Source organism: Pseudobdellovibrionaceae bacterium (genome assembly GCA_019637875.1).
Taxonomy (GTDB): domain Bacteria; phylum Bdellovibrionota; class Bdellovibrionia; order Bdellovibrionales; family Bdellovibrionaceae; genus JAHBUW01.
Map to the genome: position 1 here is coordinate 21235 of JAHBUW010000015.1, position 25962 is coordinate 47196.

Annotated in this window: 31 protein-coding genes; 13 read left to right on the top strand and 18 right to left on the bottom strand. The window is 59.1% G+C overall.

What is annotated here, in order from left to right; all coding sequences use genetic code 11:
• Positions 1–7: 7 nt before the first annotated feature.
• Complete coding sequence (locus KF767_16470) at positions 8–424, bottom strand: hypothetical protein (GenBank protein ID MBX3019483.1); 417 nt, start codon at positions 422–424, stop codon at positions 8–10.
• Between the two features lie 102 nt (positions 425–526).
• Between KF767_16470 and tatA the strand changes: the two genes are divergently transcribed.
• Positions 527–781 (top strand): twin-arginine translocase TatA/TatE family subunit, encoded by a 255-nt coding sequence (gene tatA, locus KF767_16475; protein ID MBX3019484.1) that lies wholly within the window; start codon positions 527–529, stop codon positions 779–781.
• An 81-nt stretch (positions 782–862) separates the two neighbouring features.
• On the opposite strand, the gene KF767_16480 is transcribed toward tatA, so the two are convergent.
• Positions 863–1744, bottom strand: coding sequence for a DMT family transporter (locus KF767_16480; protein ID MBX3019485.1), 882 nt, complete (start codon positions 1742–1744; stop codon positions 863–865).
• Positions 1745–1853: 109 nt separating this feature from the next.
• On the opposite strand from KF767_16480, the gene KF767_16485 reads away from it, so the two are divergent.
• The 4 genes from KF767_16485 (at position 1854) to KF767_16500 (ending at position 4754) form a co-directional block, all read left to right on the top strand.
• Complete coding sequence (locus KF767_16485) at positions 1854–2537, top strand: FKBP-type peptidyl-prolyl cis-trans isomerase (protein ID MBX3019486.1); 684 nt, start codon at positions 1854–1856, stop codon at positions 2535–2537.
• A gap of 99 nt (positions 2538–2636) precedes the next feature.
• Positions 2637–3260 carry a pyridoxamine 5'-phosphate oxidase gene (gene pdxH, locus KF767_16490; GenBank protein MBX3019487.1) on the top strand — a complete coding sequence of 208 codons (624 nt, stop codon included), beginning with the start codon at positions 2637–2639 and terminating at the stop codon, positions 3258–3260.
• Complete coding sequence (locus KF767_16495) at positions 3260–3865, top strand: pyroglutamyl-peptidase I (protein ID MBX3019488.1); 606 nt, start codon at positions 3260–3262, stop codon at positions 3863–3865. Before pdxH ends, KF767_16495 begins: the two co-directional genes overlap by 1 nt.
• A gap of 226 nt (positions 3866–4091) precedes the next feature.
• A complete protein-coding gene (locus tag KF767_16500; protein MBX3019489.1) occupies positions 4092–4754 on the top strand; it encodes a hypothetical protein in 663 nt (220 codons plus the stop codon).
• Between the two features lie 71 nt (positions 4755–4825).
• On the opposite strand, the gene apaG is transcribed toward KF767_16500, so the two are convergent.
• From apaG to KF767_16525, 5 genes are all read right to left on the bottom strand, one after another.
• On the bottom strand, positions 4826–5215 hold the full coding sequence (apaG, locus tag KF767_16505) for a Co2+/Mg2+ efflux protein ApaG (GenBank protein MBX3019490.1): 390 nt from the start codon (positions 5213–5215) through the stop codon (positions 4826–4828).
• Positions 5216–5321: 106 nt separating this feature from the next.
• Positions 5322–6329 carry an endonuclease/exonuclease/phosphatase family protein gene (locus KF767_16510; protein MBX3019491.1) on the bottom strand — a complete coding sequence of 336 codons (1008 nt, stop codon included), beginning with the start codon at positions 6327–6329 and terminating at the stop codon, positions 5322–5324.
• 68 nt (positions 6330–6397) lie between these two features.
• Entirely contained in the window at positions 6398–7654 is a 1257-nt protein-coding gene (locus tag KF767_16515; GenBank protein MBX3019492.1) for a hypothetical protein, read from the bottom strand.
• Positions 7655–7882: 228 nt separating this feature from the next.
• The gene (locus tag KF767_16520) at positions 7883–8755 is read right to left on the bottom strand and encodes a hypothetical protein (GenBank protein ID MBX3019493.1); all 873 of its coding nucleotides are present in this window, start codon (positions 8753–8755) and stop codon (positions 7883–7885) included.
• Positions 8756–8850: 95 nt separating this feature from the next.
• Positions 8851–9318, bottom strand: a complete 468-nt coding sequence (locus tag KF767_16525) for a DNA starvation/stationary phase protection protein (protein ID MBX3019494.1) — start codon at positions 9316–9318, stop codon at positions 8851–8853.
• A gap of 50 nt (positions 9319–9368) precedes the next feature.
• Here KF767_16525 and KF767_16530 point away from each other — a divergent pair, with 50 nt between their 5' ends.
• The 3 genes from KF767_16530 to KF767_16540 all read left to right on the top strand — a co-directional run bounded on the left by KF767_16530 (position 9369) and on the right by KF767_16540 (position 12660).
• The gene (locus KF767_16530; GenBank protein ID MBX3019495.1) at positions 9369–9596 is read left to right on the top strand and encodes a GAF domain-containing protein; all 228 of its coding nucleotides are present in this window, start codon (positions 9369–9371) and stop codon (positions 9594–9596) included.
• A gap of 154 nt (positions 9597–9750) precedes the next feature.
• Complete coding sequence (locus tag KF767_16535) at positions 9751–10884, top strand: phosphatidylserine/phosphatidylglycerophosphate/cardiolipin synthase family protein (protein MBX3019496.1); 1134 nt, start codon at positions 9751–9753, stop codon at positions 10882–10884.
• Positions 10885–11058: 174 nt separating this feature from the next.
• Positions 11059–12660: a hypothetical protein gene (locus KF767_16540; GenBank protein MBX3019497.1), complete on the top strand. Its 1602-nt coding sequence runs from the start codon at positions 11059–11061 to the stop codon at positions 12658–12660.
• 3 nt (positions 12661–12663) lie between these two features.
• On the opposite strand, the gene KF767_16545 is transcribed toward KF767_16540, so the two are convergent.
• Positions 12664–13440: a hypothetical protein gene (locus KF767_16545; protein ID MBX3019498.1), complete on the bottom strand. Its 777-nt coding sequence runs from the start codon at positions 13438–13440 to the stop codon at positions 12664–12666.
• A gap of 121 nt (positions 13441–13561) precedes the next feature.
• Here KF767_16545 and KF767_16550 point away from each other — a divergent pair, with 121 nt between their 5' ends.
• Entirely contained in the window at positions 13562–14320 is a 759-nt protein-coding gene (locus KF767_16550; protein ID MBX3019499.1) for a hypothetical protein, read from the top strand.
• A gap of 12 nt (positions 14321–14332) precedes the next feature.
• Here KF767_16550 and KF767_16555 read toward each other — a convergent pair whose 3' ends face one another.
• From KF767_16555 to KF767_16565, 3 genes are all read right to left on the bottom strand, one after another.
• A complete protein-coding gene (locus KF767_16555) occupies positions 14333–14557 on the bottom strand; it encodes a hypothetical protein (protein ID MBX3019500.1) in 225 nt (74 codons plus the stop codon).
• Complete coding sequence (locus KF767_16560; GenBank protein ID MBX3019501.1) at positions 14554–15264, bottom strand: TerC family protein; 711 nt, start codon at positions 15262–15264, stop codon at positions 14554–14556. Before KF767_16560 ends, KF767_16555 begins: the two co-directional genes overlap by 4 nt.
• Positions 15265–15404: 140 nt before the next feature.
• On the bottom strand, positions 15405–15986 hold the full coding sequence (locus KF767_16565; GenBank protein MBX3019502.1) for a L,D-transpeptidase: 582 nt from the start codon (positions 15984–15986) through the stop codon (positions 15405–15407).
• Between the two features lie 262 nt (positions 15987–16248).
• On the opposite strand from KF767_16565, the gene KF767_16570 reads away from it, so the two are divergent.
• Positions 16249–17598, top strand: coding sequence for a hypothetical protein (locus KF767_16570; GenBank protein MBX3019503.1), 1350 nt, complete (start codon positions 16249–16251; stop codon positions 17596–17598).
• A 93-nt stretch (positions 17599–17691) separates the two neighbouring features.
• Positions 17692–19218 carry a hypothetical protein gene (locus KF767_16575; GenBank protein MBX3019504.1) on the top strand — a complete coding sequence of 509 codons (1527 nt, stop codon included), beginning with the start codon at positions 17692–17694 and terminating at the stop codon, positions 19216–19218.
• Here the strand turns inward: KF767_16575 and KF767_16580 are convergent.
• Complete coding sequence (locus KF767_16580; protein MBX3019505.1) at positions 19166–19690, bottom strand: hypothetical protein; 525 nt, start codon at positions 19688–19690, stop codon at positions 19166–19168. The two genes, KF767_16575 and KF767_16580, sit on opposite strands and share 53 nt — an antisense overlap.
• 200 nt (positions 19691–19890) lie before the next feature.
• On the opposite strand from KF767_16580, the gene KF767_16585 reads away from it, so the two are divergent.
• Entirely contained in the window at positions 19891–21222 is a 1332-nt protein-coding gene (locus KF767_16585) for a hypothetical protein (GenBank protein MBX3019506.1), read from the top strand.
• A gap of 18 nt (positions 21223–21240) precedes the next feature.
• Here the strand turns inward: KF767_16585 and KF767_16590 are convergent, their stop codons facing one another.
• The gene (locus KF767_16590) at positions 21241–21699 is read right to left on the bottom strand and encodes a hypothetical protein (protein MBX3019507.1); all 459 of its coding nucleotides are present in this window, start codon (positions 21697–21699) and stop codon (positions 21241–21243) included.
• A 190-nt stretch (positions 21700–21889) separates the two neighbouring features.
• On the opposite strand from KF767_16590, the gene KF767_16595 reads away from it, so the two are divergent.
• Complete coding sequence (locus tag KF767_16595; protein ID MBX3019508.1) at positions 21890–22699, top strand: hypothetical protein; 810 nt, start codon at positions 21890–21892, stop codon at positions 22697–22699.
• Here the strand turns inward: KF767_16595 and KF767_16600 are convergent.
• Genes KF767_16600 through KF767_16620 form a run of 5 tightly spaced genes read right to left on the bottom strand, consistent with a single transcriptional unit; the run spans position 22696 to position 25908 of the window.
• Complete coding sequence (locus KF767_16600; GenBank protein ID MBX3019509.1) at positions 22696–22881, bottom strand: CPXCG motif-containing cysteine-rich protein; 186 nt, start codon at positions 22879–22881, stop codon at positions 22696–22698. The genes KF767_16595 and KF767_16600 overlap by 4 nt on opposite strands.
• Entirely contained in the window at positions 22881–23567 is a 687-nt protein-coding gene (locus tag KF767_16605) for a hypothetical protein (protein MBX3019510.1), read from the bottom strand. Before KF767_16605 ends, KF767_16600 begins: the two co-directional genes overlap by 1 nt.
• Before the next feature lie 2 nt (positions 23568–23569).
• Positions 23570–24259: a glutathione S-transferase N-terminal domain-containing protein gene (locus tag KF767_16610; protein ID MBX3019511.1), complete on the bottom strand. Its 690-nt coding sequence runs from the start codon at positions 24257–24259 to the stop codon at positions 23570–23572.
• A complete protein-coding gene (locus KF767_16615; GenBank protein ID MBX3019512.1) occupies positions 24256–25164 on the bottom strand; it encodes a hypothetical protein in 909 nt (302 codons plus the stop codon). The genes KF767_16610 and KF767_16615 overlap by 4 nt, the downstream gene beginning before the upstream one ends.
• A gap of 30 nt (positions 25165–25194) precedes the next feature.
• Positions 25195–25908: a hypothetical protein gene (locus KF767_16620; GenBank protein ID MBX3019513.1), complete on the bottom strand. Its 714-nt coding sequence runs from the start codon at positions 25906–25908 to the stop codon at positions 25195–25197.
• Between the last annotated feature and the right edge of the window lie 54 nt (positions 25909–25962).

Below are 25962 nucleotides of genomic sequence, written 5' to 3' on the forward strand. Positions count from 1 at the left end.
CGCGGGGCTACTGACCGGTTCCCTGCGCGCGGCCGGGAAGTACGCTCATGATTTTCTGGCTGGCTTCGTTGACGATGACGTTGACCGAAGTTTTGCCGCGCTGACTTTCGATCAGACGCGCGAGTGCGGTTTGATCGCTGGGCGCTTGGTAGATTCCGCCCCTTTGCATGAACAGCACTTCGGTGTTGCCGTCGAGTTCACGCACGAGTTTCACGGTGTCGGAGAAACGGATGTTCTCGTCGTCTTTTTCAAACACGTTCGTGTTGTACTGTGACTTCGGTTTGTCGGGTGATTTCGTCGCCGGTGAGGGGCTTTGGGCGGGGGCGGGCTTCGTCGGCTGGCGATAACTTTCGGCGCCCGCAAAAAAGCCCAGAACGAGCAGGGGCGTGGCGAGCAAAAAGGGTCTCAGAATGGAATGTCTCATGGAGGCGACTCCTTGGAATGTCCTTGCCAGAACGGGTCAAAACTCTTAAACCTCAATAAGATAGGTACACTCGGCCGGAAGCAACCGCAAGAAGGATATCCCATGGGATTTGGAATGCAGGAACTCCTCATCGTGTTAGTCATCGTCATCGTCCTCTTCGGTGGCAAAAAGCTCCCGGGATTGGGTAAAGCGTTGGGCGACAGCATCCGTGGTTTCAAAGAGGGACTGAACGGAAACGACGAACGTCCTCCGGAACGCCAGGCGCAGGTGCCGCACAACCAAAATCAAAATGCGCTTCCCGGTCAGAACGCGTCGGAACAGACGACGGCGGAAAAAGACAAAGCGAATCGCTCTTAGTTTGAGGCTTCGACAGATTTACGTTTCCAGAAAACCGCGGCGAACCCGCGGTTTTTTATTTCCGGGGCGGGGGCGCGGCGGTCACGCGCTCCGACGGAGGGCTCGCCAAGGACGAAACAAAATAAGGACCGCGGCGATCATCAGCAAAAAGGCGAAGGCGGTTTTGGGGCCGATCAATTCGTCGAAAAACACGTAGGCCATCCCGACCGCGAAGGCGGGTTCCAGAAGCTTCGAGCAGCTCAAGACGTTCACGTTCACGTATTTCAACAGGTAGGTGAAGAGCGTGTGGCCCATCAGGCTCGGGAACAAAATCAGGCCACCGATCGCGAAATAGAAAAGGCCATGCCCCGGAACGAGGGGCGCGCTTTCGCAAAGCGCGAGACCGAGGAAGAGCGCGCCCGAGATGGCGTAAAGCCAAAACGAAAAACGCAGATTGGACGAGGTCAGGCGCGCTTGCCGACTGGCCAGGACGTAGGCGGCGTGCAAGATGGCCGAGATCAGGGCGGAAAAGTCGCCCGCTAAACTTGTCGCCTGGGAACGGGCGGTCGCGGCCCGCGTGGGATCGGTCATCAGCAGATAGATTCCCATTGCGGCCAGTCCGTAGACGAAGAACAGATGCTTGGGGAATTTTTCTCGGTACCAAACACTCGCCCCGATCGCGGTGAAAACGGGGGCCGCGCTAAAAATCATCACGACGTGGGCAACGCTCGTGGTTTGGGCACTATGGACGTAGGTCCAGAGGTGGGCCGCAAAGAAGACGCCCGCCGCGAGGGTGTTTCGGCTTTCGCTTTTGGAACTGAACCGCAGGGATTCACCACGCCAAAGGGTCGGCACGCTCATGCAGAAGGCCGCACCCAGTAAGCGCCAGAGACAAATCACGGCGATGGATGCGCCGGCCATTCGCACCCAAAGGGGCGAACTGGACAGGCTGAAGAGCGCGATCAGGAGCAGGCCCAAATTCATGAAGGTTCAGCATAGCGCCTCGACTGAAGTATGACCAGTGGCGCTAAGCCTTTCTTTTTATGAGCTTTTGTTTTGGAATGAAGTGGTCATTCGACAAGGAGTCACCACCATGAGAAAATTGCTCTTGATCGCGCCTATGGCTTTGTTTGCCCTTCAAATGGGCTGCGAGAAGAAACCCAAACTCGATAACGATATGTCCCGGGCGAGCTACGCGATTGGTCAACAGATCGGATCGAACCTGAAGAACCAGAATCTGGAATTGGACAAAGATGCTTTGTCGATTTCGATCAAAGACGTTCTTGAGAACAAGCCTTCGCGTCTGAAGCCCGAAGAAATCCAGCAGGCTCTGATGAAGCTGCAGGAGACCATCAACACGAAGCAAGCGGCGGCGGCGACCGAGAACGCGGAAAAAGGCAAAGCGTTCCTCGAGACCAATAAAGCGGCGGCGGGCGTGAAAACCACTTCGAGCGGTCTGCAAATCCAGATCACCGAAGAAGGTAAAGGCAAAGTCCCCACTGAAAAAGACACCGTGAAGGCGCACTACAAAGGCGCGTTGATCGACGGTAAAGTCTTCGACAGCTCGTATGACCGTGGTCAACCCGCTGAGTTCCCCGTGAACCAAGTCATCAAAGGTTGGACCGAAGCTTTGACCAGCATGAAAGTCGGCACCAAGGCACGTCTGTTCATTCCCCCCGAGTTGGGTTACGGACCGAACGACCGTCCCGGTATCCCGGCGAACTCGGTCCTCGTGTTCGACGTCGAGCTGCTCGATATCGTTCCCGTTAAAAAATAATCACGAATCTAACGATTTGGATTTTGAGAACCCGGCGCAAGAATCACTGTGCCGGGTTTTTTATTTGCGCGCGGGGACGCCCGGGCGCATAACCGGAGCATGAGTCAGCTCACCCCGGATATCTTCCCTTTCGATCAAGACCCCTTCGATTTGTTTCTGCAAGAGCTCAAAGCGGCCGAAGACGCCGGTATGAAGGAACCGAACGCGATGACCCTCGCGACGGTTTCGGCGATGGGCCAGCCCCGTGCGCGCACGGTGTTTTTTAAGGGCTACTCGGATGGCGAAAACTCGAAGGGCTTTCGTTTCTTCACCAACTACGACAGCGACAAGGCGAACGAGATGTCCCGTGGCCGTGCGGGACTGCTGTTCCACTGGAACTTGCTCGAGCGCCAGGTGCGTATCGAAGGCCGTGTCGAGAAAACCTCGCGTGAGGAATCCGAGGCCTACTTCCGCACGCGTCCGCGCATCTCGCAGCTGGGCGCCTGGAGTTCCGAGCAGAGCCGCGAAATCCCCAATCACAAATGGCTTGAAGATCGCTTTGAGAGTTTCGAGGCGAAGTTCGCCGGGGGCGAGGTCCCGTGCCCGCCGCATTGGGGTGGTTACCGCGTGATTCCTTTGGAGTTCGAGTTCTGGATCGCGCGGGCGGGGCGGATGCACGAACGTTACGTTTACCAGCGTCTGAGCGATACCGACGGCTGGCGCCGCTTCATGCGGAGTCCCTGATGGCGGGGCTTCTGGTCACGGGCTTCAAACCTTTCCTGGGCGAATCGGAAAATCCGAGCGAGCTCGTGCTTGGACCGCTCGCGCAAGAGTTCGGCGTGCGCACGTTGACCTTGCCGGTCGAGTACCGGCGCGCTTTCGAAGTGCTGCGTGAAGAGCTGCGCCGCGAGCCCGCGGACGCGATCTTGCTTTTAGGCCAGGCCGCGACCGCGACGCGATTGAAGTTAGAGCGTGTCGCCTTGAATTTGATGGATGCCTCGGCCGCCGATGAGGCGGGCGAACTCAACTTGGAAACCCCCATCGTGAAATCCGGCGCGCTCGCCCTCGCGACGACGCTGCCTTTGCGCGAATGGTGGACGCAGCTTGCGGATCCGCAGTCTTACGAAATCTCGAATTCGGCGGGCGCCTTCGTCTGCAATTCGACCTATTACTTGGCCTTGAATGAACTCGCGGGCCGTACGCCGTGTTTGTTCGTGCATTTACCGCCGCTCCCGGGACAGGTCGCTGCGGGCAAGGCGGGGACCTCCCCCATGGAGCTGGCGCGTATGGTGACGCTGCTACGGCCCCTCGTCAGCCGGATGCAAGGTCTGACGCTCGCACGAAGCTGACGCGAATCTGAAGTCGCGCCGGAATGACACGTCAAACACTTCGACGGGGCCCGGGTTGCTCTGGGCGCCCGAAGCCCAAAGACTTTCGCCGTTTATCGCGATTCGCATTTCAAAACGTGCAGGATTTCGCCACCGGCTCTGACCCCAACTCTGCCCAGGGCGAGGCTCGAAGCTTGGCCGCGCTCTTGCTCTAAGGAGGAACGGGCGGGACGCGCCAGGGGGTCACATGAAACATCAAGCTTGGATTTACGCGCTGGTTTCGGTCACGGTCCTGGTCGGATTTCAAAACTGCGGTAACAACGCCAATGTCGATCGGCCCGCCCCCGCCGTGGAAAAGTTCGAGGGCGAGGCGAAAGCCATCGTCGGTGACTGGGCGCAGGCCTGCGAGAAACAGACGGCGAAAGACGGCACGAAATACTCCACGCGCCTGAAACTGAAAATCCAAAGCGACGGTCAGTTCGCGCTCGAGACGGCGACCTTCGCCGACGAAGCCTGCGGAACGCATTCGATGTCCCTGTCCTTTGCGGGAAACATCGAGGCCCTTCCGGGCGATCTGCTCGAGGGCTCGATGGACTCGCTTTTGTTGTCCCACGGGAACGCGACGCTCGTTTCGCAATACAATAAAGGAAACGTCTGCGGTCGGAACGACTGGCAACTTGGTGTCGCGAAAAGTCTGATGGGACTCAACTGCGTGGACGTCACGTATTCGGAAACCATCGGCGGCGTGACCGAGGAAGTGAAGATCTACGTCGCGGGCCTCGCGAGTACCGTGAAACAGTTCCCGCTCGCGATCGACCGCACCCCGTTCTCGCTCGACGGGGATCAATTGACCCTGGACGGTTTCACGATGAACGGGAAAGCGCTGACGACGCCGTTTCTGCGTCAGTAAGATTCGAAAAAAAAGATTGTGGAAATGAAAGAGGAGCCGGTCAGGGCTCCTTTTTTTATGCCGACGACGCTTTAGTGAAGCGCGCAGGGCGAGACGAGATAGAACTCGGGGATCTCGATATCGAAGTTGTCGCCCTCTTCGGTCGCCATCTGGTAAGTGCCGCGCATGGAACCCGAAGGCGAGTTCAACGGACAGGCGCTTTCATACTCGAAATGTTGTCCGGGCGGGATGCGGGGCTGAACGCCGATGACGCCCGCGCCGCGGACTTCTTCGACTTGGCCAAGGGCATCGGTGATGATCCAGTGACGGCTCATCAGCTGCGCGGGGACCGAACCTTTGTTGGTGATCCGCACGCGGTACGCGAAGAAGTAATAGCCCGACTCGGGACGCGACTCTTTGTCGACGTACGAGACCGTCACGTTGACATCAAAACGGGGGCTGAGCTGTTTTTGCACCGCCATAATTTCTCTCCGCCATGAGGCTGATTTCCGGTTTCGGAAATCAAGGCTAGAGAAGCACGCGCGGGCCGGTCAAGTCAGCAATCCGATCCGGAATTCGATTTTAGACTTAACGCAAAGGGATAGATTTCAGTTCGAAAACCAAAGGATAGTGATCCGAGGGCAGCTGCGCCTTGGCGTCAAGCGTCGTGGGGCGATCCAGCGGGAAACCCATGGGATCCAAATAGCGGTAAACACGCACGGAATCCCGTTTGAGATAGGGCTGCGCCTCGGGGGAAAGAAACGCGTAGTCGAGCTGTTTGCCCTCGGTGCGCGTGCGGTGAATCTGGAAATAGGTTTTCGCGTCATCCGCACTGACGTTGCCGAGCTCGCAAACGTCCAGAAAGTCCGGATGCTCGGCCAGCGTCGAGAACTCGGCATCGCGTCCATGGTGACTGGCGTTGCCATTGAAATCGCCCGCGACACAGATCGGCACGCTGCGCTGCCAGCGTTCGCGCAGTCCCGTGTAGACCTCCATCAAGGTTTTGAATTCGGCTTGGCGACGTTCGAACCCCAGCGGATCGATGCGGTCGCGATCCAGTTGCGACTTCAAATGCGTCATCACGAAAACGAAAAAGGGGTGTTCGTGATTGTTGAGGAACAGATGCAGCTCGGCCGCGTCCCGCGAAAAACGGTGACCGCCGGTGACGGGCTGATCCAGAGATTGGCGTTCGTGCGGATACAGGTAGTTGATGCTGCGGTTCCGGTTACTGAAGACGTCGAAATAGAAACCGATATCGCGACGAAGTAAAAAGCCGATGTCGATATTGCGGTCGGAGTTGCCCTCGACCAAAACGGGAGAATAACGTCCGCCCAAAAACAAACGATTGAAGTTCGTCAGGCTTTCCAGCCCGCCGACCTCGCAAAGCAGGATGAGGTCCGGGTTTTCGCTCGTGATGATCTCGGCGAGCGCTTTGGTTTTCGCCAGGGACTTGTTGGGATAGATCGACGTCGACAATTTCTGCCATTGGATCTCGTCCAATTTCAGATGCTCGGAGGTCAGTGTCTGATCCGAAAGCAAGAACAAGTTCTCGAGGTTCCAGATCATGACCTTGAGGTCGCAGGTGATCTTCGTCATGGGCTAGCATCCAGTTTGCCCTAGGGTCCCGGCATTCGCCAAGACCTTCCCATACGAAGCCTCAAGAATCAGCCGCCGTGAGCGCCCAGGCAGGCCCGACGGCCCGAAGTCTTGGACTGGACCCACAGCACGCTGCGCGCGACGCTCGTCTTGATGGCCGAGCGGCCCTCGCCTTTGGGGCCGGTCTCGACCTTGATGAACTCTTTCAGGACCTCGAAGCGGAAGGCGATCCGGAGCATCGGCTTCATCACGTAGTCCATCGAGTACAAAAGCATCGCATCGAAGGGCCAGGGGATCAGACCGATGGGCGGGTTCATGCCGGCCGCGAAGCGGTTCGGTGACGTGATGAAGAAGGACGAAACTCCCGGAGGGGTCGGCGGATAGTGCACGACTCCACGCTCGGGCAGGGTCTCGCGGCCTTTCATCATATTGGCGAACATCAGTCCCCATTTGGGGACGATGGCGGCGTTTCCGGTCAGCGCGGTCATGGTGCCGCGGAAGGATTCCGTGATCCGGAAGATCTGCAGAACCGCCGAAGAGTCGGTTTTGTTCCAGCCGATGAAGATACCGATATCGAACGAGCCGCCGAAGCCTTTGCGTTTTTCCTTGAACTGCGCGCCCAGGAAACCCGTCACGCCGATCGACGCGAACGCGCCGACTTCGTTCGAGTTCGCGACGAGCGCGGGACGCGACCAGAAGTTGCGGTCCAAGTTCAAGATGATGCGTTGGATGATTTCGTGACGGCGCTCTTGCATCGTCTTGAGGACGATCCGACTTTCTTCCGGAGTCAGGCCGAATTCACGTGCCTCGCGCTCCATCACCGCTTCGATTTCCGCGCGCTGACTGCGCGACAGATTACGTTCGTTCAGAAGGGTCTGCAGGGGGTGATTCAAGACGTCGGACGGGTGCGGTCTCATGAATTCACGCATGTGATCCCAGCTCCAGCGGATGCGGTCTTTCACGAACGCGCCGGTGCCGAACATATTGCCCATGAACGACGTCGACAGCAGCTGGGCCGCGCGGGTCAAAAAGATCACGCGGTTCGTGTGGAACATCTGTTGGTAATCCGCGGGCAACTTCTCGTAGTGACCGCGCAAATCGTCGGGAATGGTGTCGATCGCCGGGACTTCGAAACGGTAGCCGTTGACCGTGATGATCAAAGGATTGTTGATCCCGCCTTTGGCGTTCTCGACGGTTACGGACGGGGCTTTCATTTCGGCCTGGGGATCGCCCTCGACCGAACCCTGGATGATACGCCCGTCCGCATCGGCCCAAGCGGGGGCCGAGAGGACGAGGGTCATCGCCAAAGCCAAACTCTGCAACATTCCGAATAACACCTTCTGAAGAGGCATATCCGCATTCCCTTTTTCCGCCGGCGACCAGTCGTTAGTCAGTGACGCCAAATGTGGTCACTGCTCCTCGGGCTCCCGGCTTCTTTTAATCAATTTACGCAAGCACCGGAGGCGCGATCAGGAGAAACACTAGGATTCCCGACAACGTGACAAACAACCATTCGTCCATCCAGCACCTCGCTCGGCGGGGGAAGTGCGAATCTAGTGCCAGGAAGGGGTGAAGGCGCAGGCCTCGGAACGGGCGGTGGGCAAGGCTTCCGGTCCGCCGTCGTTGATTTGGCGTTGGGCCTGATCGCTCGCGAGTTCAACCCAGGAGCTACGGGGCGAGCGGTGCCAGCGTTCGTCCGCGGAACTCAGGGCGCGAAAGTCCCCCGAGCCCGTTTGGCCGTCGGGCCAAGCCATCAGGACGATGGCGAAGTGTTCGGCCAGGTCGGTGGGGCAATTGGAAAGGTCGAACATCGCGTAGGGACGGCCGTCCCGCGCCGAAATGCGGGCCTCGTCCTCGAAGCTGGTTTGCGTGAGCTCTTGGCCGTCGAAGCGCACGCGCAGATCCACGCGCGCCCGCAGACCGTCCGCCGCCGTGTTTTCGATGATCCGGAATTCCGACTCGAACTCATAGGTGCGGTCGCCGCTGATCATTTCTTGTTTGGTGCTCCAGACGCGACCCCGCTCTTGAAGGGCGTTCAGGAAATTCTGCATCTGCGCGCGCCGCTGCGGCTGCATGTCGACCAGCCAAGCCCAGGGTTTGAAGGCCGGGTCCACCAGACGCGCGAACAGATCCTGATGTTTTTCAAACGTCAGACGTCGCAGGTCCGCGAGCGAAAGCCGCGCGGCCTTGTCGAGGGCGGGGGGCGGGAGCGGAGCGGTCACGGGGGCGGCAGAGGCGGAGGGAATCGAGGCGATGCCCCGCCGCGCGAGAGGTGCGGTCGGGGGCGCGAGTCGCGGAGCCTCAACGGCCGTGACCGGCCGACGAGGTTTGATCTTCACTTCGCGTGATTCCACGCTCGTCATGAAGAACAGACTGAACCACATCATGAACCCCAAACCCAATCCCAAGATGATCCGATTCATCATGAGACCATCTTAGCGGGGCCGGGCCGGGCTTTGCCCGCGGGAAATGGACCCTGTCTCAAGCTGAGACAGGGTTTTCCTTGGGCTTCAATTTACGCTTATTGGAGGAGCGAGCGGAGCATCCACGCGGTCTTTTCGTGGAGCTGCATCCGCTGCGTCAGCAGGTCCGCCGAGGGCTCATCCGAAGCCTTGTCGACGACCTTGAACACTTCGCGGGCGGTGCGCACGACGGACTCTTGGCCCGCGACGAGAGAGCGGATCATCTCTTCCGCCGAAAGTTTGCCGGTCTCTTCTTTGATCGAAGACATGGCCGCGAACTCTTTGTAGGTGCCGGGCGCCGGGAAGCCCAGGGCGCGGATGCGCTCGGCGATCAAGTCCACCGCCAAGGCGAGTTCCGTGTACTGGGTTTCGAACATCAGGTGGAGCGTGTTGAACATCGGTCCTTCCACGTTCCAGTGAAAGTTATGGGTCTTGAGATAAAGGGTGTAGGTATCCGCCAGCAGGTGCGAAAGACCTTTCGCGATCACTTTTCTGTCTTTTTCTTTGATGCCAATATTGATTTCCATGGGGGCTCCTTGGGGAATTGAGGCTTCAATTTAGGCCCATACCGACCGCGATGCAAATCCGACCCATGACGCCAGGAATTGACGGGACGGCGGCGGCCCGGCGCGAAACCTTGATCGTCGCCGACGTCGATCAGTTTCCGGGGTATATCACCTGCGATGCGGCCTGGCGCTCGGAGATCGTCGTGCCCCTGTTCCGCGGCGACGAGCTGCTCGGCGTATTGGATGTGGATTCGCCCCGGCTCAACCGCTTCGGGGATGCCAAAAAAGCGGTCTTATAAGAACTCGTCAAGACTTTGCTCGAACAGCTTTTCGACGGGGACGCGGCGCTTCCGCGCACCCGGCCCGCATTTGCCGCGCGTTAACCGCTTTTTCATCGACAGTCCCGCAGCGGTTTGGGAGCCCTAATTCACACATGTCTTGAGGGGGATTGTGATGAAGTACTTAGGGATTTGTCTCTTCATCTGGGCGAGCTTTAACACGTCGTGGGCGGGCGCTGCGGAAAAGGCCGCGTGGATCGGCAAACTCGATCTGGATACCGCGCCGAAGCTCTTCACCACTCCGAATCCGACCGGTCGCCAGGAGTTCTCGGAACTCATCAACGAGGCGAAGACCAGCGTGAAACTTTATATGTACCGTCTGACGGACAACTTCATGATCTCGGTCATGAAGAAGGCCGCGGCCCGCGGGGTGAAGGTGCAGGTCCTCCTGGATCCGGTGAAGCTCAAGGAAGCTTCGATGCAGTCGAAACTGAAAAATATGGAAGCCGGGGGCATCGAGGTCCGCGGTGGAAGTTCGGCGTACTCGATGACCCACGCGAAATCGATGTTGGTCGACGGGAAGCGCGTGATCGTGTCGACGATGAATCTGACGTGGACCTTCCGCGACTCGCGCGGCTTCGGCCTGGTCTTCGAGGACGCGTCCGTCCGGGACGAGATCGAGCGGATGTTCGATGCGGATTGGAGGCTCGCGGGCGGCGAGAACGTGGACGTTCCCGAGCCTCAAGATGCCAATCTGATTTGGACTCCGGGAAACAGCGAGGCGAAGCTGATCGACCTGGTCCGCGCGAGCGAACGTTCGATCGAGATCGTCGTGGAAAACCTGGGGATGACGCCCTTTCTTGACGAGCTTATCGCGGCCCAAGGGCGTGGTGTGAAGGTGCGCGTGATCGTGCCCCTTTGCACGACGAGCTCTAAGCCCATTCACAACGCCTATTTCGCCGAAAAACTTTTGGCCGCGAAAGTGGATGTGCGCAACGTCCCGATGCCGCATTCGGAAAAATTGCCTTACAGTCACGCGAAGATGATGGCGGTGGACGGGCGCTACGTCTATCTGGGCTCGCAGAACTTCTCGAAGAACTCCCTGCAAAAATCCCGTGAGCTGGGGATCATTACCGAAGACGTCGCACTTTACGGCGAAATCATCCGTTTGTGGAATGACGACTGGAGCGTTGCGGTCCCGCAGCCGGCGAAGACGACCGACGAGATGTGCCCCTTGCCGGAATGGGGGAAGCAGAAAAAGAAGCCGGCACCTCAACCCGAGGATAAAAAGACTCCCGATGCGGCTTGATCTGAACTGATCTGAGTGCGGGCGTTCCGTCGGCGCCCCTGGACTTTTCGCGTGATCTCGGCGAAACTCGCGGGGCTTTTCAACGGACGAGAAGCCACTTCCAGACGTTCGGTCAGTCCGCACGTCTACAGACTTGGCCCCTTGTCTCCGAAAAGAACAACGAGGAGATCACCCATGGGCCAGAACATTCCTTTGATCGCCGCCTTTTGCGTTTTCGTCGGCCTTGTCATGGGTTACGCGCTGAACGCCGCCCGCAACCGTCGCCGTTTCGACGAGGACGAAAAATCCTTCAACGAAGTGCAGGTCCGCGCGATGGGACTGCAAGCCGATCACCAAGGGATGCAGGTGCGTCTGGCGGAGTTCGCCGAGCAGGTGGCGCAGCTTCAATCCGACAAAGAGAAACTCACGGAATCCAACGCTCAACTTCAGGCCCAGGTCGGCATGTTGGAAGCCCAACGTCTTGAACTCAAAGAGCAGGTCGGTCGTTTGGATACCGAATCGAATTCGAAGAACTCCCGTTTGCGTGAAGTCGAGCTGGAGCTCGAGCGTTTGAAACTGCACGACAGCTCACGCGCGGAAACCGAATCGACTCTGCGCGCGCTCGAGATCGAGCACCGCGCGAACCTCGAAAAGCTGCAAAGCGAATCCAGTCAGCGGCAATTGCTCGATTCGCGGTTGTCCGACAACTACCAGGCGCTGCAACAGACGAAGCAAGAGTACGATCGCCGTTTGATGGAGAAAGAAACCGACCTCAAGCAAAAAGAGCAGTCGATCAAAGACCTGCATACGCGTGTGTCGGGCCTCGAGGCGGACAATCGTCGCCTGAACGAAGAGCAAATGAAGGCCGTCGCGACGTTGACGCTCGCGCATGACGAACTCAATCGGGAAAAGGCCGAGATCCGCGCCAACGAGGAACGCCGTCGCCAAGAGGCGTTCGAAAAACGCAAGGCGAACTGGATCAACCACGAAAACTCGATGATCGAAGTGCTGAAGAATCTGTGTAAACGCCTCGAGATCGTTTACCACGACAAAAAAACCTTCCCGCTTTTGCGCAAGCCCGACTTCGCGATCGAAGTCGCGGGTCAGTACGTGGTCCTCGACGCGAAAGCGCCCGCGGACCCCGAGCGTCCCGAAAACTTCTACGATTATTTGAAACGCCAAGCGGAAGGACTCGAGAAGTATCTGAAGCAAGAGGGCGTTCGCCGCGATGGTTTCCTGGTCGTACCGACGGACTCTTTGCCCTATCTGCAAGAGCGCTTCTTCTACGAGATCGGCGCGTCGAAAGTGTACGTCGTAACACCCGAGTCCCTCGAGCCCGCGCTGCGGCTGCTACTGAAGATCGAAGAGTACGACATCCTCCAAGCCCTCGGCCCCGAGGCGCAGGACGACATCGCGACCTACATCGGTCAGGCGTCACGCATGATCAAACGTCGCGTGCAGATCGATCACTATATGTCGGACAAGTTCATCGAGCTGCTGAAGAGCGGCGAGGCGCTGCCCGAAGAGATCGCCGAAAAAGCGAAAAGCAAAGAGAAGAACTTCCACTTCAATCCACCCAAGCTCGATCGCGGCAAGCCGCTGACACGTGAGGAACTGGAAAAGAAGCAATCGCAGGTGGGATTCCAGGTCGACGGCATGGAGATCAACCAGAAGCTGGCCGCCGACGTCCTCGAGAAGATTCCGTTGAATCGGGATGAAGCTCCGGCGCCGCAGATCGCGGCGACCGAAGAGAAGGCCGACGAAGCCGAAGACTCCGCCGACGAGGATGCCTCTTAAGGATTACTGAATCTCGTAGCGGCCGATGATGTTCAGGCCCGTCAGGCGGACATCATCCATAGTCAGGCGATTGCCGTTGAACGAACCCGAGAGGTCGTAACGGATATCGCGGTTCATGACTTCGATCGCCAGGCGGGGGAAGGGCTTGAAGCCCGCGCCGTACTGGTAACCGATTTTCGGAGTCATCGAAGCGCCGGTCAAATCGCCGCCGCCGAAGTCGTTGTAGATCGTGTAGTTCAGGCCACCCGAAACGTAGATTGCTTCGTTGAAGCGGTAAACCGCGCCGCCGCCGAGCAGGATCGGCATGAAGCGGGGCTTGTTGGTCAGCGTGCCTTGCAGGCGTGCTTGGCCCAGGTTCAGATTCACCGAGCTGATCTCGCGCGATTGCTCGATTGAGGCGTTCGCGAACCAACCCCAGTTGTAGCTTTTCATTTCCACGAGTTGCGCGGTCACGCCGAGGGCGGTGCCGGTCGAGAGGTTTCCGCCGCCGCGGAAGGACTGATTGCCTTGGGGAACGGTCAGGGTCGCGCTACCGACCGACAGGTCCGAAGCCGACGAGATGAATCCACCGACGGTCGAACGCGCTTTGATCCAAGCGAAAGTATCGTTCTGTGCGGCCGTGCGCGAAGTGACGGCCGGGGCTTGGGGTGCCGGAGCTTCGGTTTGCGCGGGGGCGCGCTGTGCTTTGGTTCTTTGGACTTTGTTGGTTTGAGCGAACGCCGAAACGGCGGTCAAAGAGACGAGCGACAAGGCGGCAAGGCGAGTTGCGAAAAATTTCATCGGTCCTCCAGAATTTGTCACTTGGCTAACGTGGAGGAGACGGCATGTCAAAGCCCAACTGGCGCGCTTTTGGAACTGTGCTCAGGCGTCGTGGATGAGAACAAAGTCGTGGAGATTTGGGATGCGAATTTTTGAAAATTCGAAAGGCCGTGGCCGTCGTTGGGCGGCCCTGATGGGACTTGTGCTGTTCTCGGGCCAGGTGGCGCTCGCGGATTGCTTGAAACCGACCCTCTATTTTAAGCCCATCGCGGACCGGACGCCCTACGCCAATTGCGCCCGCAAGCAAATGTTAACAATCCACGACGACGACAATGGTCGCAGTTTCGGGATCAAGCTTTGCCCGCGCTTCATTCAAGACGCGAAAATTCAGGGACAGGCTACGATCACCTACAACGGCGTTCGTCGGGTCATTAACGTTTCGGGTCGCAACAGCCAGGTGTGGAAACTCGTTCCGCATAAGCGTTGCTCGTACGGATACGGCGTCCGCAATCTCTGTTTGATCCCTTTCATTTCGGTCGCGGCGGATCTGCGCCATCACAAGCCCGGCGATGTCCTTTTCGTCAAAGCGTTGAAGGGAACGCAGGTGCCCCATCCTTTCAAACCGAAGGAGTGGTGGACGCATGATGGTTACGTCGTGGTCACGGATCGCGGTGGCGCGATCAAGGGCTCGAACCGTTTTGACTTCTTTATCGGGACGAGCGATTGGCAAAGCTCAAAATTTCCATGGCGTCCGGAGGTCTTGCGCAAAGTGAACCCGGGCATGGGACAGTTCAGCCTGTCGGACAAGCGCGAGTGTCGCGTGACGTTCCAGAAGGTGAAGTCAAAAGAGCGTGAGCAGGTGCTCGACAAATACGAGGCGCTCCTGCACCAGGGACTTTAGGGGTCCATTGGTTCAAGGATCCTGAACGTGCCGGTACTTCCAGATGAAGCGCAGCAGGCCGCCGACGGTGAAGAGGATCGAGAACGCCAGGCCGTAACCCCAGCCTTCGCCGGGGTATTGGGAGTACTGCAAGCCGAAAAAGTAGATCATTGTTTTGCCCACGAGCATGGGCATGAGGAGTGATCTGACGAAGTCGACAAGGATCGGGTTGACGGCCTTGGGTTCCTTGGAGCTCACGCCTTCGGTTTACGCTGAGTTTGGTTGAATTGAAAGCGCATTTGCAGCAGTTCAACCATCAACGCGAATCCCATCGGCAAGTAGATGTAACCCTTCGGGACGTGACCGTCGAAACCTTCGATGACAAGCGTCACCCCAATCGTGATCAGGAATGAGAGCGCCAAGATCTTGAGCGTCGGGTGACGGCCCACGAAATCCGCGATCGCCCCTGCGAAGGCCAGGACCGCCAGGAACGAAGCAATGACCGCCGCGTAAATGACGATCAGGTTTTCGGTCAATCCCACCGCCGTGATGACCGAATCGATCGAGAAGACCAAGTCGAGCATGATGATTTGGGTCAGTACCGCTCCGAGCGTCGCGTAGACCGCGGGCTTTTGCGGGTCGATCGTTTCGGGGAGGCTTTCGACGACGTGGTGGATTTCTTTGACGGCTTTGAAAAGCAAGAAGGCTCCGCCCACCATCAGGATCAGGTGTTTCCAGCCGAAGTTCATGAAGACGGGATCTTCGAGATGGACGACGTACGAGGCGCCGAGCAGCAGGATGCAGCGGGCGACGAAAGCGAGGCCCAGCCCGAGGTAGCGGGCTTTCTTGCGCTGTTCGGGCGGCAGACGATCCGACAAAATCGAGATCAGCAGAATGTTGTCGATACCGAGCACGACTTCCAAGCCCACCAAGAGCGCGAAGGTCGCCACTAAATTCATATCCATCGAGTTCCTCCAGTTAAGACACGCCCGTCCGGTAAGGACGAACGTTGATCGGGATGGACCGATGGTTTCACGAGAGGCGAAAAAAGAAAAGCCCCGGCAAAGGCCGGGGCTTCGTCATCTCATCCTTTAGGAATGAAAGATTAGCGATTGTAGACGGTCACGCGGGTGTTCTTGCGACCGTACTGCTGGACGAGCGAGTACAGCAGGTCCGCGTTACGCATGCTCAAGCGGATGCAGCCACCCGATGCGCGGCGACCGAGCATTTTTTCGTAGCTGGGCATCGCCGCGTGGATCGCGATCCCGCCGGTCAGCCAGATGGCGCGGGGCATGTCCGCGTCCCACAGACGCGAGCGGTGCAGGTAAGTCATGCCGTAGGGAGTCCAAGTGCCGGTGGGTGTGGACGAGAAGTACTTGCGTCCGCTCGGGGGATTTTCGGACTTCTCACGACCGGTCGACACGGGCCAAGTGTAGGTGTGTTGACCATCGATGTAGACGTACATGACTTGCGCCGCGGCCGCCTTGTTGATTTTGATTTCGATGCGGGGGCCGGCTGCGAACCAAGTCAGGTTCTCGAAAGTCTCGGCGAAGAACTCGGGGTATTGCGCTTGAACTTCGGCGCCGATTTCGGCCGGGCTCATCATGTCATCAAGGGCAACTTCGGTTTGAGCGTGAGCGGTGAAGGTGCCGAGCACGATCGCCAGGGACAGCAGGAACTGGGGCATGGGGTCTCCTCAGAGAGTGGGTTAGGGGCCGCATTGCGACTCGTCATGCTCGATAGCTAGGCGCACACGAGGGGTCAAGTCAGGGGGAGGTCAGGGCTGTGGGACAGAAAGAGCTTTCCAGAAGTGCTCAATTTGAGGGCATGAGAGATCGTCTCAAGGGGGGACAAAATCCCCGAAAATCGCGTCGAACTTCGAGACACCTGTCGAATTGTTCAACCGGTTTTTGGGGCTCCTCCGCTATTCTGAAAGGGCAGGGGGAATCATGCGCCGTCCAATCGTCTTCGCATTGACCATCGCCGCGATCGCGACGCTGACCCTTTTCCAAAACTGCGCACCCACGCAAAATTTCGATCTGGAGCAAGCTCCGCAGGCTTCGTTGAACGGTGAGGACGCTTTGCCCGCGCCGGTCCTGCCCGAGCCCGCGGCTCCGGCGGCCCCGCCCGTGGAAGAAGAGGTTGAGCCGACGCCCGAGTGGCCCGCGACGGCCGGAGTGTATTGCCCCGCCGATCGTCAGCCGCAAGTGAAGGTGGCCGTCATCAACATGGATGGCGCGAATCTTTTGTCCGCGTCGTTGAGCGGTCTGCGGAATTCGGGAACCGAGCTTTCGGAGCTGACGATCTATTTGAAAAAACCGAATTACGGGAAGGTCTCGGCGGCCGCGCTGATGTCGATCGGCGCCTCGCCGATTCTGGCGGCGGGTGGATCGCTGCTGGATCGCAACTTCATGTTGGAGTTCACGGGACACTTACAACTTTCGCCGGGCGCCCTCTCGGGTGATTACCAGCTGGTGGCGCGGCATTCGGGGTATTTGAACGTGAACCTCGACAATATGGATGTGCTCTCTAAAAAGTCGGATCTTGAAGGCGTGCACGTGACCTGCGGCGCGAAGCTTTCGGGCCTGCGTGTTGCGGATCAGCTGCCCTTCGTGATCCGTCAGGTGCATGGCGTGGCCAACGACGCGCAACTCGAGCTGTTCTTGCGTCCGGCCACGGGCGATCTGTCGAAATGCGGTGACGACATGGGCTCGTGGGTGGCGTTGAACGATGGAAACTTCGTTCTCGAGAAAGACGGAGAGAACCTCGTGAAGAACGGCAGCTTCGAGGACGACGCCGCGATCCCGTCCGCTTCGGCATATCATTATCCGGGCGGCCTGAAGAACTGGACGAGCACCGGCGGGATGGAGCGCTGGTCGAGCAATATGCACGGGCTCCTCTCTTCGCACGGCTCACACTATATCGAACTCGATAAAGACACCGCCTCGTCGCGCGACGCGATCTACCAGATTCTTTCGGGCCTGCACGTGGGGCAGAAGTATCGTTACCTCTCGGAGCACGCGCTTCGTCCCGAGCAAGGGAGCGTCGAAACCAACCAGGTCGAGGTCCGCGTGGGCACTCGCGCCGGCACGAGCGCGAACTTCAACCGCACCGTTCTCGAGACGGTCGTGGGGGCGGGGAACAAACGTTGGAAGGGCTACTCGTACATCATCACTCCGTCGGTCAGTGAACTGGAGATTTCTTTCGCCGAGCCGTCCAGTCGTAACGACTCGATCGGCGGCATGATCGACAATATCGTTTTCCGTAAGATCGCGGACTCTTCGGGCAAGTGCCGGTAAAAAGAGACACGGCGATTCGATTTTGTAACAGTCTGTAACAAGCTTCGCCGCGCCGGCATTGACAGGCCGGGTGGCGGCTTCAAGAATGGGCCCATGAGACGTTCCCTTTTTGGTGGATGGTGTCTGATCTTCGGGTCGCTTCTTTTGGCGGGGTGTTCGACCCTGAAGCAGAACGCCGCCGAACTTCTGGAAAAGAAAGAATACGGCGACGCGCTGGCGATCTACGAGCGCGTGCTCGCCGACTCTCCTCATGATGCCGAAGCCCTGTCGGGCCGCAATCAGTCGCGCTTGGGGCTGATTCAAAAAGAACTCATCGAAGTCCGGTTTCTGCGCCTGAGCGGCCAGCAATCCCAGGGGAACGAAACGCTACTGCGTATTTTAAATCGGGTGAAAGACTGGAGCCTTTATCCGGAAGGCCCGGTCGCGTTCACGCAGTTCGAAGAGATGAGCTTCGCGTCGCGCGCGGTGGAAAAGGACGTGGTCGAGGCGCTCGCCCGACGCCGTCCGTTCCGCGCCGCCGCCGATCTACAGAAGTGGGCGGCGCTCTTTCCCGCCGAGCGCGGAACGCAGCTCGCGCAGCTGAAAGATCGCACCAAAAATCTGGGCATCGAGCAGTGCGCGAGCTGGCGGGATCAAGCCCCTGGCGAACCTTTCTTCGCGCGTTTTCTTTGGCGCAGTTGCGGGCTGTGGGGACAACCCGAGATGTCGCTGCCCCCCGCGCCCGAGCTGTTCGCGTGGCTTGAACCGCGGCTGCGTTGGTTCGACGCGCGTCCGGATCCCGCATTGGAAATCCAGCTGCGCGAAAAACTTCAGACCGCGTTTCGCGAAAGTCCCTGGTTCGACGCGAATGCCGGCAACGTCGCGCTCGCGCAGGTCGAGCCGCGCTACCGCTTCCGGGAAACCCGAACTCCCGTCGAACTCGTGCATGCTTACCTGGTACAGGTTCCCTACGATTCATCCGAGGTCGTGGAGCTCAGTCGGTGGGTTCCCGACGACCGGACCGAGAGCGTGCGCGATTCTTCGGGACAATACAAAACCGAGGTCGTTCGCGGCAGTCGGCAGGTTCACTACACCGAGATGCGCACGGTCACCCGGATGCGCGATGAGGTCCGCTCGATCCCGTACGACGCTTTGAAAATCGAGTTGGAAGGAAATCTGGATTTCGATTTGCGCTTCGACAGCGCGCTTTTCGACGATGCGAAGAAAGTCTACTCTGCGCGTGAGGATGAAACCCTGATCCAGCATGGAAACGATAGCCCCGACGTCCGTTTGAAACCGCAAAATCCGCGCGTTCCTTCGTCGGGCGAGGTCTTCGGGGATTTGGCGGGACGGCTGACGAAAGAGTTCGGCGCGGAGCTCGGGTCTTTGTGGCGCCGCAAGTTTTGTCGCGCGCCGAAAGGGACGAAGTGGTCGGCCGTGGCCGAGAACGTCCAGAAGTGTCTTTACGGAGCGGGTGGGGAAACGCCGGACTACGCCGAGCAGTGGCTCAATCGGGAACTCGGCGTCACCTCGGTCGAGCTGAAAGCGCTGACCCAAGGGCTGCCGAGCGCTCCGGCGGCGAAGCCGCTTAAACTCCGGAATCTTTCAAGCGCTTCAGAAACTCGAGATCCCGGTCCATAACGGTCTTGCGTCCGTCGGCCCGCGCGTTGTCGATCGCGCGGTCGGCGATCATTCGTAAATGATCCGACAGCACTTCCATCACCGACGCCGACGTATTCATGTCGGCGCGCGCTTGGATGTACTCTTTCATTCTTGAGGCGATCACCAAAACTTCGCGCGGTATCGCGGCCGCACTGGCGGGGGCGGACGCCGCGGTCGACCCGCCGGGACGCACGATCAGGCGCGCGGGGGCACGTTCGCTTGCGCCCTCGGCCGTCGCCGAAGCGGGCGAGGTTTTTTCGATGGCGCCGGCATCGCGGTGACGGGCACCGGGAAGATGCGTTTCGAAACATTGCATGCGGCAGAACACATAGCCCGTGCGGTTGCCTCCGCAGGTACTGACGCTACAGACGTAGTAGGGGGCTTTGAAGCCGATCGGTTTTTTGCAGACGCTGCACTTCTTCCAGTGATCCAAACTGATGTCTTCGCTCATGCCTCGATGCTGACACGAAGCGGGCGGTCGAGGTAGGGCAATGCTGCGCGTCCGGCCCTTTCTGTCTGCCCGAAATTGTCACTTGGACCGTCTTTCACAGGCTTTTCTCAATGGGGCCGTGCGCGGATCAATTGGCGGGGTCGCCACGCGACGGGTCCGGTTCGACGGTTGCACCGCTTGAAGATCAGGTGAGGTGCGAGATGGGTTTTCGATTCGGAACATTGTTCTGTCTCGTTTTGGGATTGTGGTCCGAGGCTTCGGTCGCGGTGGAGTGTAAGGTCAAAGATCTGACCCGCAACTGTTCCGTCTTCGACGGAGACACGCGCGAGCGCATCCCGCTCGGTAACGGAACTTACGTCAATAACCCACGCGTGCGCCAGAGCGCGCAGAAACCCGCCGAGTTTCTAAGTGCCGGCGAGATCCGCGCCCGTGAGGCCCGCTTGCGCGAGCTCTTTCAGTACGCCCAGCGCCGCATGATCGGCTACATCACGCGCGGTCGTCCGGCTTCGGCCTTAAACGAATCCGAGCGCAGCTTGATCGAGCGGATTCGCGGCACGAAAGTGGATATCGATACCGACAGCGGTAGCATCGGCGGCAGCAACCAAGGCATGAGCGTGCTGCTCAATGGCGGTTTGCTCGCGGCGCCGGAGGGACTTGCCCTTGGCATCATCGCGCACGAAATCGGCCACTCGGTGGATACTTGTTCTTCGCGCGCGCCCGTTTTAGAGCGGGGACGTCGCCATTCGCGTGAAGAGCTCATCGGTCAGCTCGTCGAGGAAAGACACTCGAAGAAAAGTAACTCGATCTACTACGAGTCGCGCTATCCCGGCGACAGCGAAACCGCGGTTCGTCTCTTTCACCGCCTGACCGACGAAGCGAGCTTGCCCTTCGTTTTGAACCGTACGTACTCGACCCATCCGGTCGCCCGTCAGCTGACGGACAGCTACGTCGCGCGCGGAAGTTTGCGGATCACGGCGCCCCCGGTCCCCCGCGAGGCGAACCCGGCCTTGCCCGTGTTGCAGTGTCTGGATCGTCAAGGGCCTCTGCGCGGATTGACCCGTCCCCTCGCGAACCCTCGTGATGAGGAAGCGCACGTCGCGGCCCAAGATCCGCAGCTCGCGTCGGACTGCATGAGCCAAAGCGGTGAAGTCATCGCCGACGTCTGGGGCGCGAAGGTGGTCGCCGATTTTGTCCGCGAAAACCCTCCGGCCAATGAAATGGAGAAAATCGGTCTGGCCATGCCCGCGGTCATGGAGGTCTGTGACGGTCGCTCACGCGCGCCGACCGCACCGACGACCCGGTCCCCCCGCGGGCGCGGGAGCCTGCAGGACTATCGGTCCGAGCACGCGAGTTTCACGGATCGTTTCGAGCAGATCTACTTCGACCAACCGGCGATCCAAGAGGCCCTCGGTTGCCGCAATCCGGACGGGATCCGGTGCTCCGGCCGATTCGCGGGCGGAGTCGCCGCTCCGCAGACGGAGTCGACGGCGGCGCCGTCATCGCCTTCCTCCCGCAATGAGGGACGTGACTAAATGAAACGGCGCCCTTTTCTACTTCTGTAAGCGTTCGAGGTTGGCTTGAATGTCGTAGATCAGAAGGCCGTCCGCGCGACGCCGCCAGAGTTCGCGGTAACGCGCGGTCTTTTCCGAGGTCAGCGTGAAACGAGTTTCGACTTCGACGCCGTCCGCGCCTTCTTCCAAACTGCGGAAACCTTTCTCATTCCATTCCCCGGCGGCGCTTCCGGCGAGTTCCAAACTCGCCCCGCTTTTCACCCACGTCAGCGGATCCGAATACAAATTGAGAATGTCGCACTGAAGTGAGCCGCGGTGACGGCGGATCTCGGTCGTGGACTCTTGGTAGCGGGCCGTCAGCAGGCAGGGGATCGCCGAGCCGTCGTAGGCCCACTGACCGTAACCTTGCCAAAGACCGCTCACGTCGGCGCGGGCGTGCACCGAGATCAGGCTGGCCAGCACGAGCGCCGCGAGAGTTTTCAGATTGAAAAATGCCATGGCGGGTCCCTCCCGCCGACAGCCTCCCGCGCGGGCGGGCCGAGGGCAACTCAGGCGAAACGCGCTTAAGACCTTGGTCCAGCGAGGGATTTATGAATTTGATAGCCCCTCTAAAAAGTGTGGAAGAATCCTGTTTCGAGATATCCATTTTGCCTCCATCTCCCTCGGCTAACCTGATCCCGAGGTGCCCATGAAAGCGCTGTTCTTGATCGTCGTTTTCTTCTGTTCATCGTTCGTTTTGGCCCAAGCAAAAACCGAAGGCCAGTTTCTGGATCCTTCGTGCAACTGCGTGCGTGAGCCCGCGAAGAACGCGCCGTTGGACGCGGATTTGGTGCGTAAGATGGAAGAGGAAGCCCGCGCCGGCGCGGGGAAAAAGCTTTTGGCGCAGGTGAAGTCCTACCGCTGCCCGCGCGCCCCGAAGAAAGACAAGGACGACGTGAACCTCGGCGCTTACGGAATCTCGGACGACGAAGAGGAGGGGCCCGCACTGTCGGACGTGATGGAGAGTTTGATCGCGAAAGCCGGAATCGATGAAAACCATCTTGAGGGTGATGTGCGCTCACGTGCGGAAGACTCTCTCGAGAAAAAGATCGAGAAATGCCGCAAGAGTCGCGCGAAGAGCGTCGCGAATCGCCGGAACGATTCGACGAACAACTCGTCGGCCATGAATATGCAAATGATGCAGATGATGATGGCCATGCAAATGCAATCTGGCCAGAACATGAATTACGGAATGAACTACGGAATGAGCAACAACGGCCTGATGAGCGCGGGCTACAATCCCTACCTGATGGGGACCATGATGCCGATGACGGGGTCTTCAACCTACAACCCTTACGCGATGCTGGCGAACTCTTCGGGAATGTCGCTCGCGAGCCTTTCGCCCGCGCAGCAGGTCATGTACGGCACGACGAGTTTTGGGACGTCGACTTACGCTTGGCCCAGTATGAATTGGCCGATGAATTCGATTTACGGCGTCCGGCCGCTTTCGTCGCGTTAGAAGCCTTCGCCCTTGTCGACGAGGGCCTTCCAGCGTTTGCCGTTGTGGAAGACGTGGATGTTGATTGGGTGACAGCAAATTTCGCAGTCGACGATGAGCTGTTGGGATTCGCCGTCTTCCGTGGCCACGAAGATCGTGAACTTTTCCCAGCAGAAGGGACACTGGATGCGCACTTCGTCCATCAGCGCCTCCGGCAGGTCCCTTTCGGAGGCTCCACGAAGCTCATGCCGAGCTTCGCGCAGCAGGCGGCCACCTCATCCATTTGGAAATCATCGCAGCGACCCGAGGCGGTCAAGACGACCTGTTTCGTGCGCCCGTGGTGACGGCTCCATTCGCCGGTCAATTGGCACTCGTCGGTCGAAGCCGCCAGATGAAAGCCCACGTTGTAAGTGACCTCGCCCGTTTTTTCGTTGATGGCGAGACCGAAGCCGTCGATGCGCGGCACGCATTTCTGCGGCGGGAGCGGCTGGCCGTCGCGATCCCGGCGGTTATTCGAAACCGCCGGATGGGGGAGTCGTCGCAAATCGTCGAGGGCCTTCAGCTTCAATTGGCGCGCGCACTCGCGCAAAAACTTGCCGTCGGGTGAACCTTCCGGCGCGGGACGAATGCGGCAATCGCCTTTCGGAGTTTCGATGATCAAAGTCGGAATGGGTTTCAGGACGGTCCAACCCAGGGGCCGCTCACAGATCGCGCGCTCATCGCCCGGGCGGTAGACACCGCACTTCTTGTCGGTGACGTGAATGATCATCTGCTCGGGGGCGGGGGCCGCCGGCAGAGGGGCGGCCGGCTGAGGCGCGGCCGGCGGAGGTGCGCCCGGCATCGGCGGGGCGGCCAGAGCCGCGTGCAAGACGAAGCCCCAAACCGCCATGATCATTTCTGCGGACCTTGGCCGAAGAGGATCTTTTTCGCTTCATCCGTCATGGTGGGACCGGTGCTGATCGCCTCGCCCTTCGCGTAGGCACGCGCAACGGCGGGACGCGCTTGGATGCGCTCGAACCAGGTCTTCACGTTCGGGAAGTCCGCGAGGTTCATGCCCTGTTTCTCGTGCGGCACGATCCAAGGGTACATCGACATGTCGGCGATGGAGTATTCGCCCGCGACGAAGTCACGGCCCGTGAGTTGTTTGTTCAAAACGCCGTACAGGCGCGCGGTCTCTTTCGTGTAGCGTTCGATGGCGTAGGGCACTTTTTCGGGAGCGTACTGAGTGAAGTGATGGTTCTGCCCCAGCATGGGGCCGAGGCCGCCCACTTGCCAGAAGAGCCACTGCAAGGTTTCGGTTTTCACGCGCAGATCGCGCGACAGGAACTTTCCGGTCTTCTCGCCGAGGTAGTTGAGGATCGCGCCGGATTCGAACACCGCCAGCGGCGCCCCGCCGCCGGTGGGTTCGCGGTCGACGATGGCGGGGATGCGGTTGTTCGGCGAGATTTTCAGGAAAGCGGGCTGGAACTGATCGCCCTTTCCGATGTTGACCGGGAACGTCTCGTAGGGAAGTCCCGCCTCTTCCAGATAGATCGAGATTTTGTAACCGTTGGGCGTGGGCCAGTAATGCAGTTCGATCATGGGGCTTCTCCGGTGGTGAATTTTTGAAGGGCGCCCTGAAGCTCGGCTTCGAGTTCGGGGCGGGTGCGCATCATTTTTTGGAATGGGGGCCGTTGGATCTCGGGGAACAGCGGCAGGCCCGAGGTCGCCAGATCCATCAGTTTGAACTCGTTGCCGTCGCCGATCAGATCACGACCGTTTAGAATATTGTCGGTCACCATCTGCAAATTGCCGCGCTCGTTGTATTCCGAGTGCGCCCAGTTCTGCATTTTGTAGAGGACCTTTTCGATGCCGCCCATGAATGAGTAGTGCCAGCCGCCATCGCGGATGACTTCGATGTGCGGACCTTCCTCGTCGTGAAGCGTGCGGGTGATCTTGATATCCTTGATGAGCTTTTTCTCGAGCATGACCGAACCGCGCCAGCGACCGTAGCCGCCGCGGTTTTGCTGCGCGATCGCTTTGCCGCCGTAGTCGTGGATGCGGGTGCAGACGTAGTTCAGATAGTAGTAGGCTTGGTACTGCTCGAAGACGCGGATGCCCGGACGGTCGCGGTACTCCGTGACCTTGTCCGCGAAGGGGATCTCGTCCAGATCCGACACGATCACGACGTCGTCGGGGCGCGCGTCTTTCAGACCTTGCAGGATGCCTTCTTTCTGGTGGTTGTCGTAGTGCCAGGTCGTGACGGGGCGAAACTTCGTCCAGAAGGTCGGATACTGATCCACAACGATGTGGATAATTTTGTCGCGGAAGCGGTGGTAGCGCGCTTGGTTCTCTTTGAAGAACAGTGGCTTTTCCTTTTTCTGGAAGGTGCGGGTCGCTTCGACCAAAATGAAGTAGTCCACCGCCGGGGCCAGATGTTCGAGCCGCAGCTCGAGCAGGTCCATCTCATTGAAAAAAGCGAAGCCATCATAAACACGCGGGCGCATGCCCCGTTGTCGCCGATGGACGCGGGACTGTCACCAGTTCAGAGCGCTTTTTGTGCCCGAAGGTGGCTCTTTGCCCCCGCTTTCGATCCGGAGTTCGCCGCGGTGAATCCGCATGACCTCTTGCACGAAGCTGAGTCCCAAACCGGAGCTTTTGCGCCCGGTGCGGGGCCGCTCCATCGAAAAGAAACGCTCCGTGACGCGCATTTGGGCAAATTCGGGAATGCCGGGGCCTTCATCCGTGACCTCGACGCCACGCTCGGTCACGCGCAGCGTGACGCGCCCACCGGTGGGTGAAAAATCGAGGGCATTTTGCACGAGGTTCGCGAGCGCACGCCAGATCAAGAAGCGCTCGCCCCGGCGCGGGAGGGACTCGGGACTTTCGACCGTGATCGTCACGCCGAGGGTGCGCGCTTGAGTCGCGAAGGCGTCGGCGACCTCGTCCACCAAAAGGGCGAGGTCGAAGTCCTCATCTTGGAGGACGCGATCCCCGGTTTCGAGTGACGCGAGCTCCAAAAGTTTTTCGGCGATGTCTTGGAGGCGTCGGGCTTCGCTCCGAACGTTGTCCAGAAGCCGCGCACCTTGGGTCACCGAAAGCAGCGCGGTGTTTTCGTAATCGCGGCGCTCGCTGATCAGGCCACCGACGTAAAGACGTGGAATGCCCGAGAGCAAGAGCAGGAAAAAAAGAATTCCAAGTTTGAGACCAAGGCTGTTCGTGTTTTTGGGAAGCATGGGTTTTTGGGACATTATTCCTCCTGATAAAGAGAGTTTCGGGGGCTTGCGTGAACTCCCGGTGAAGTC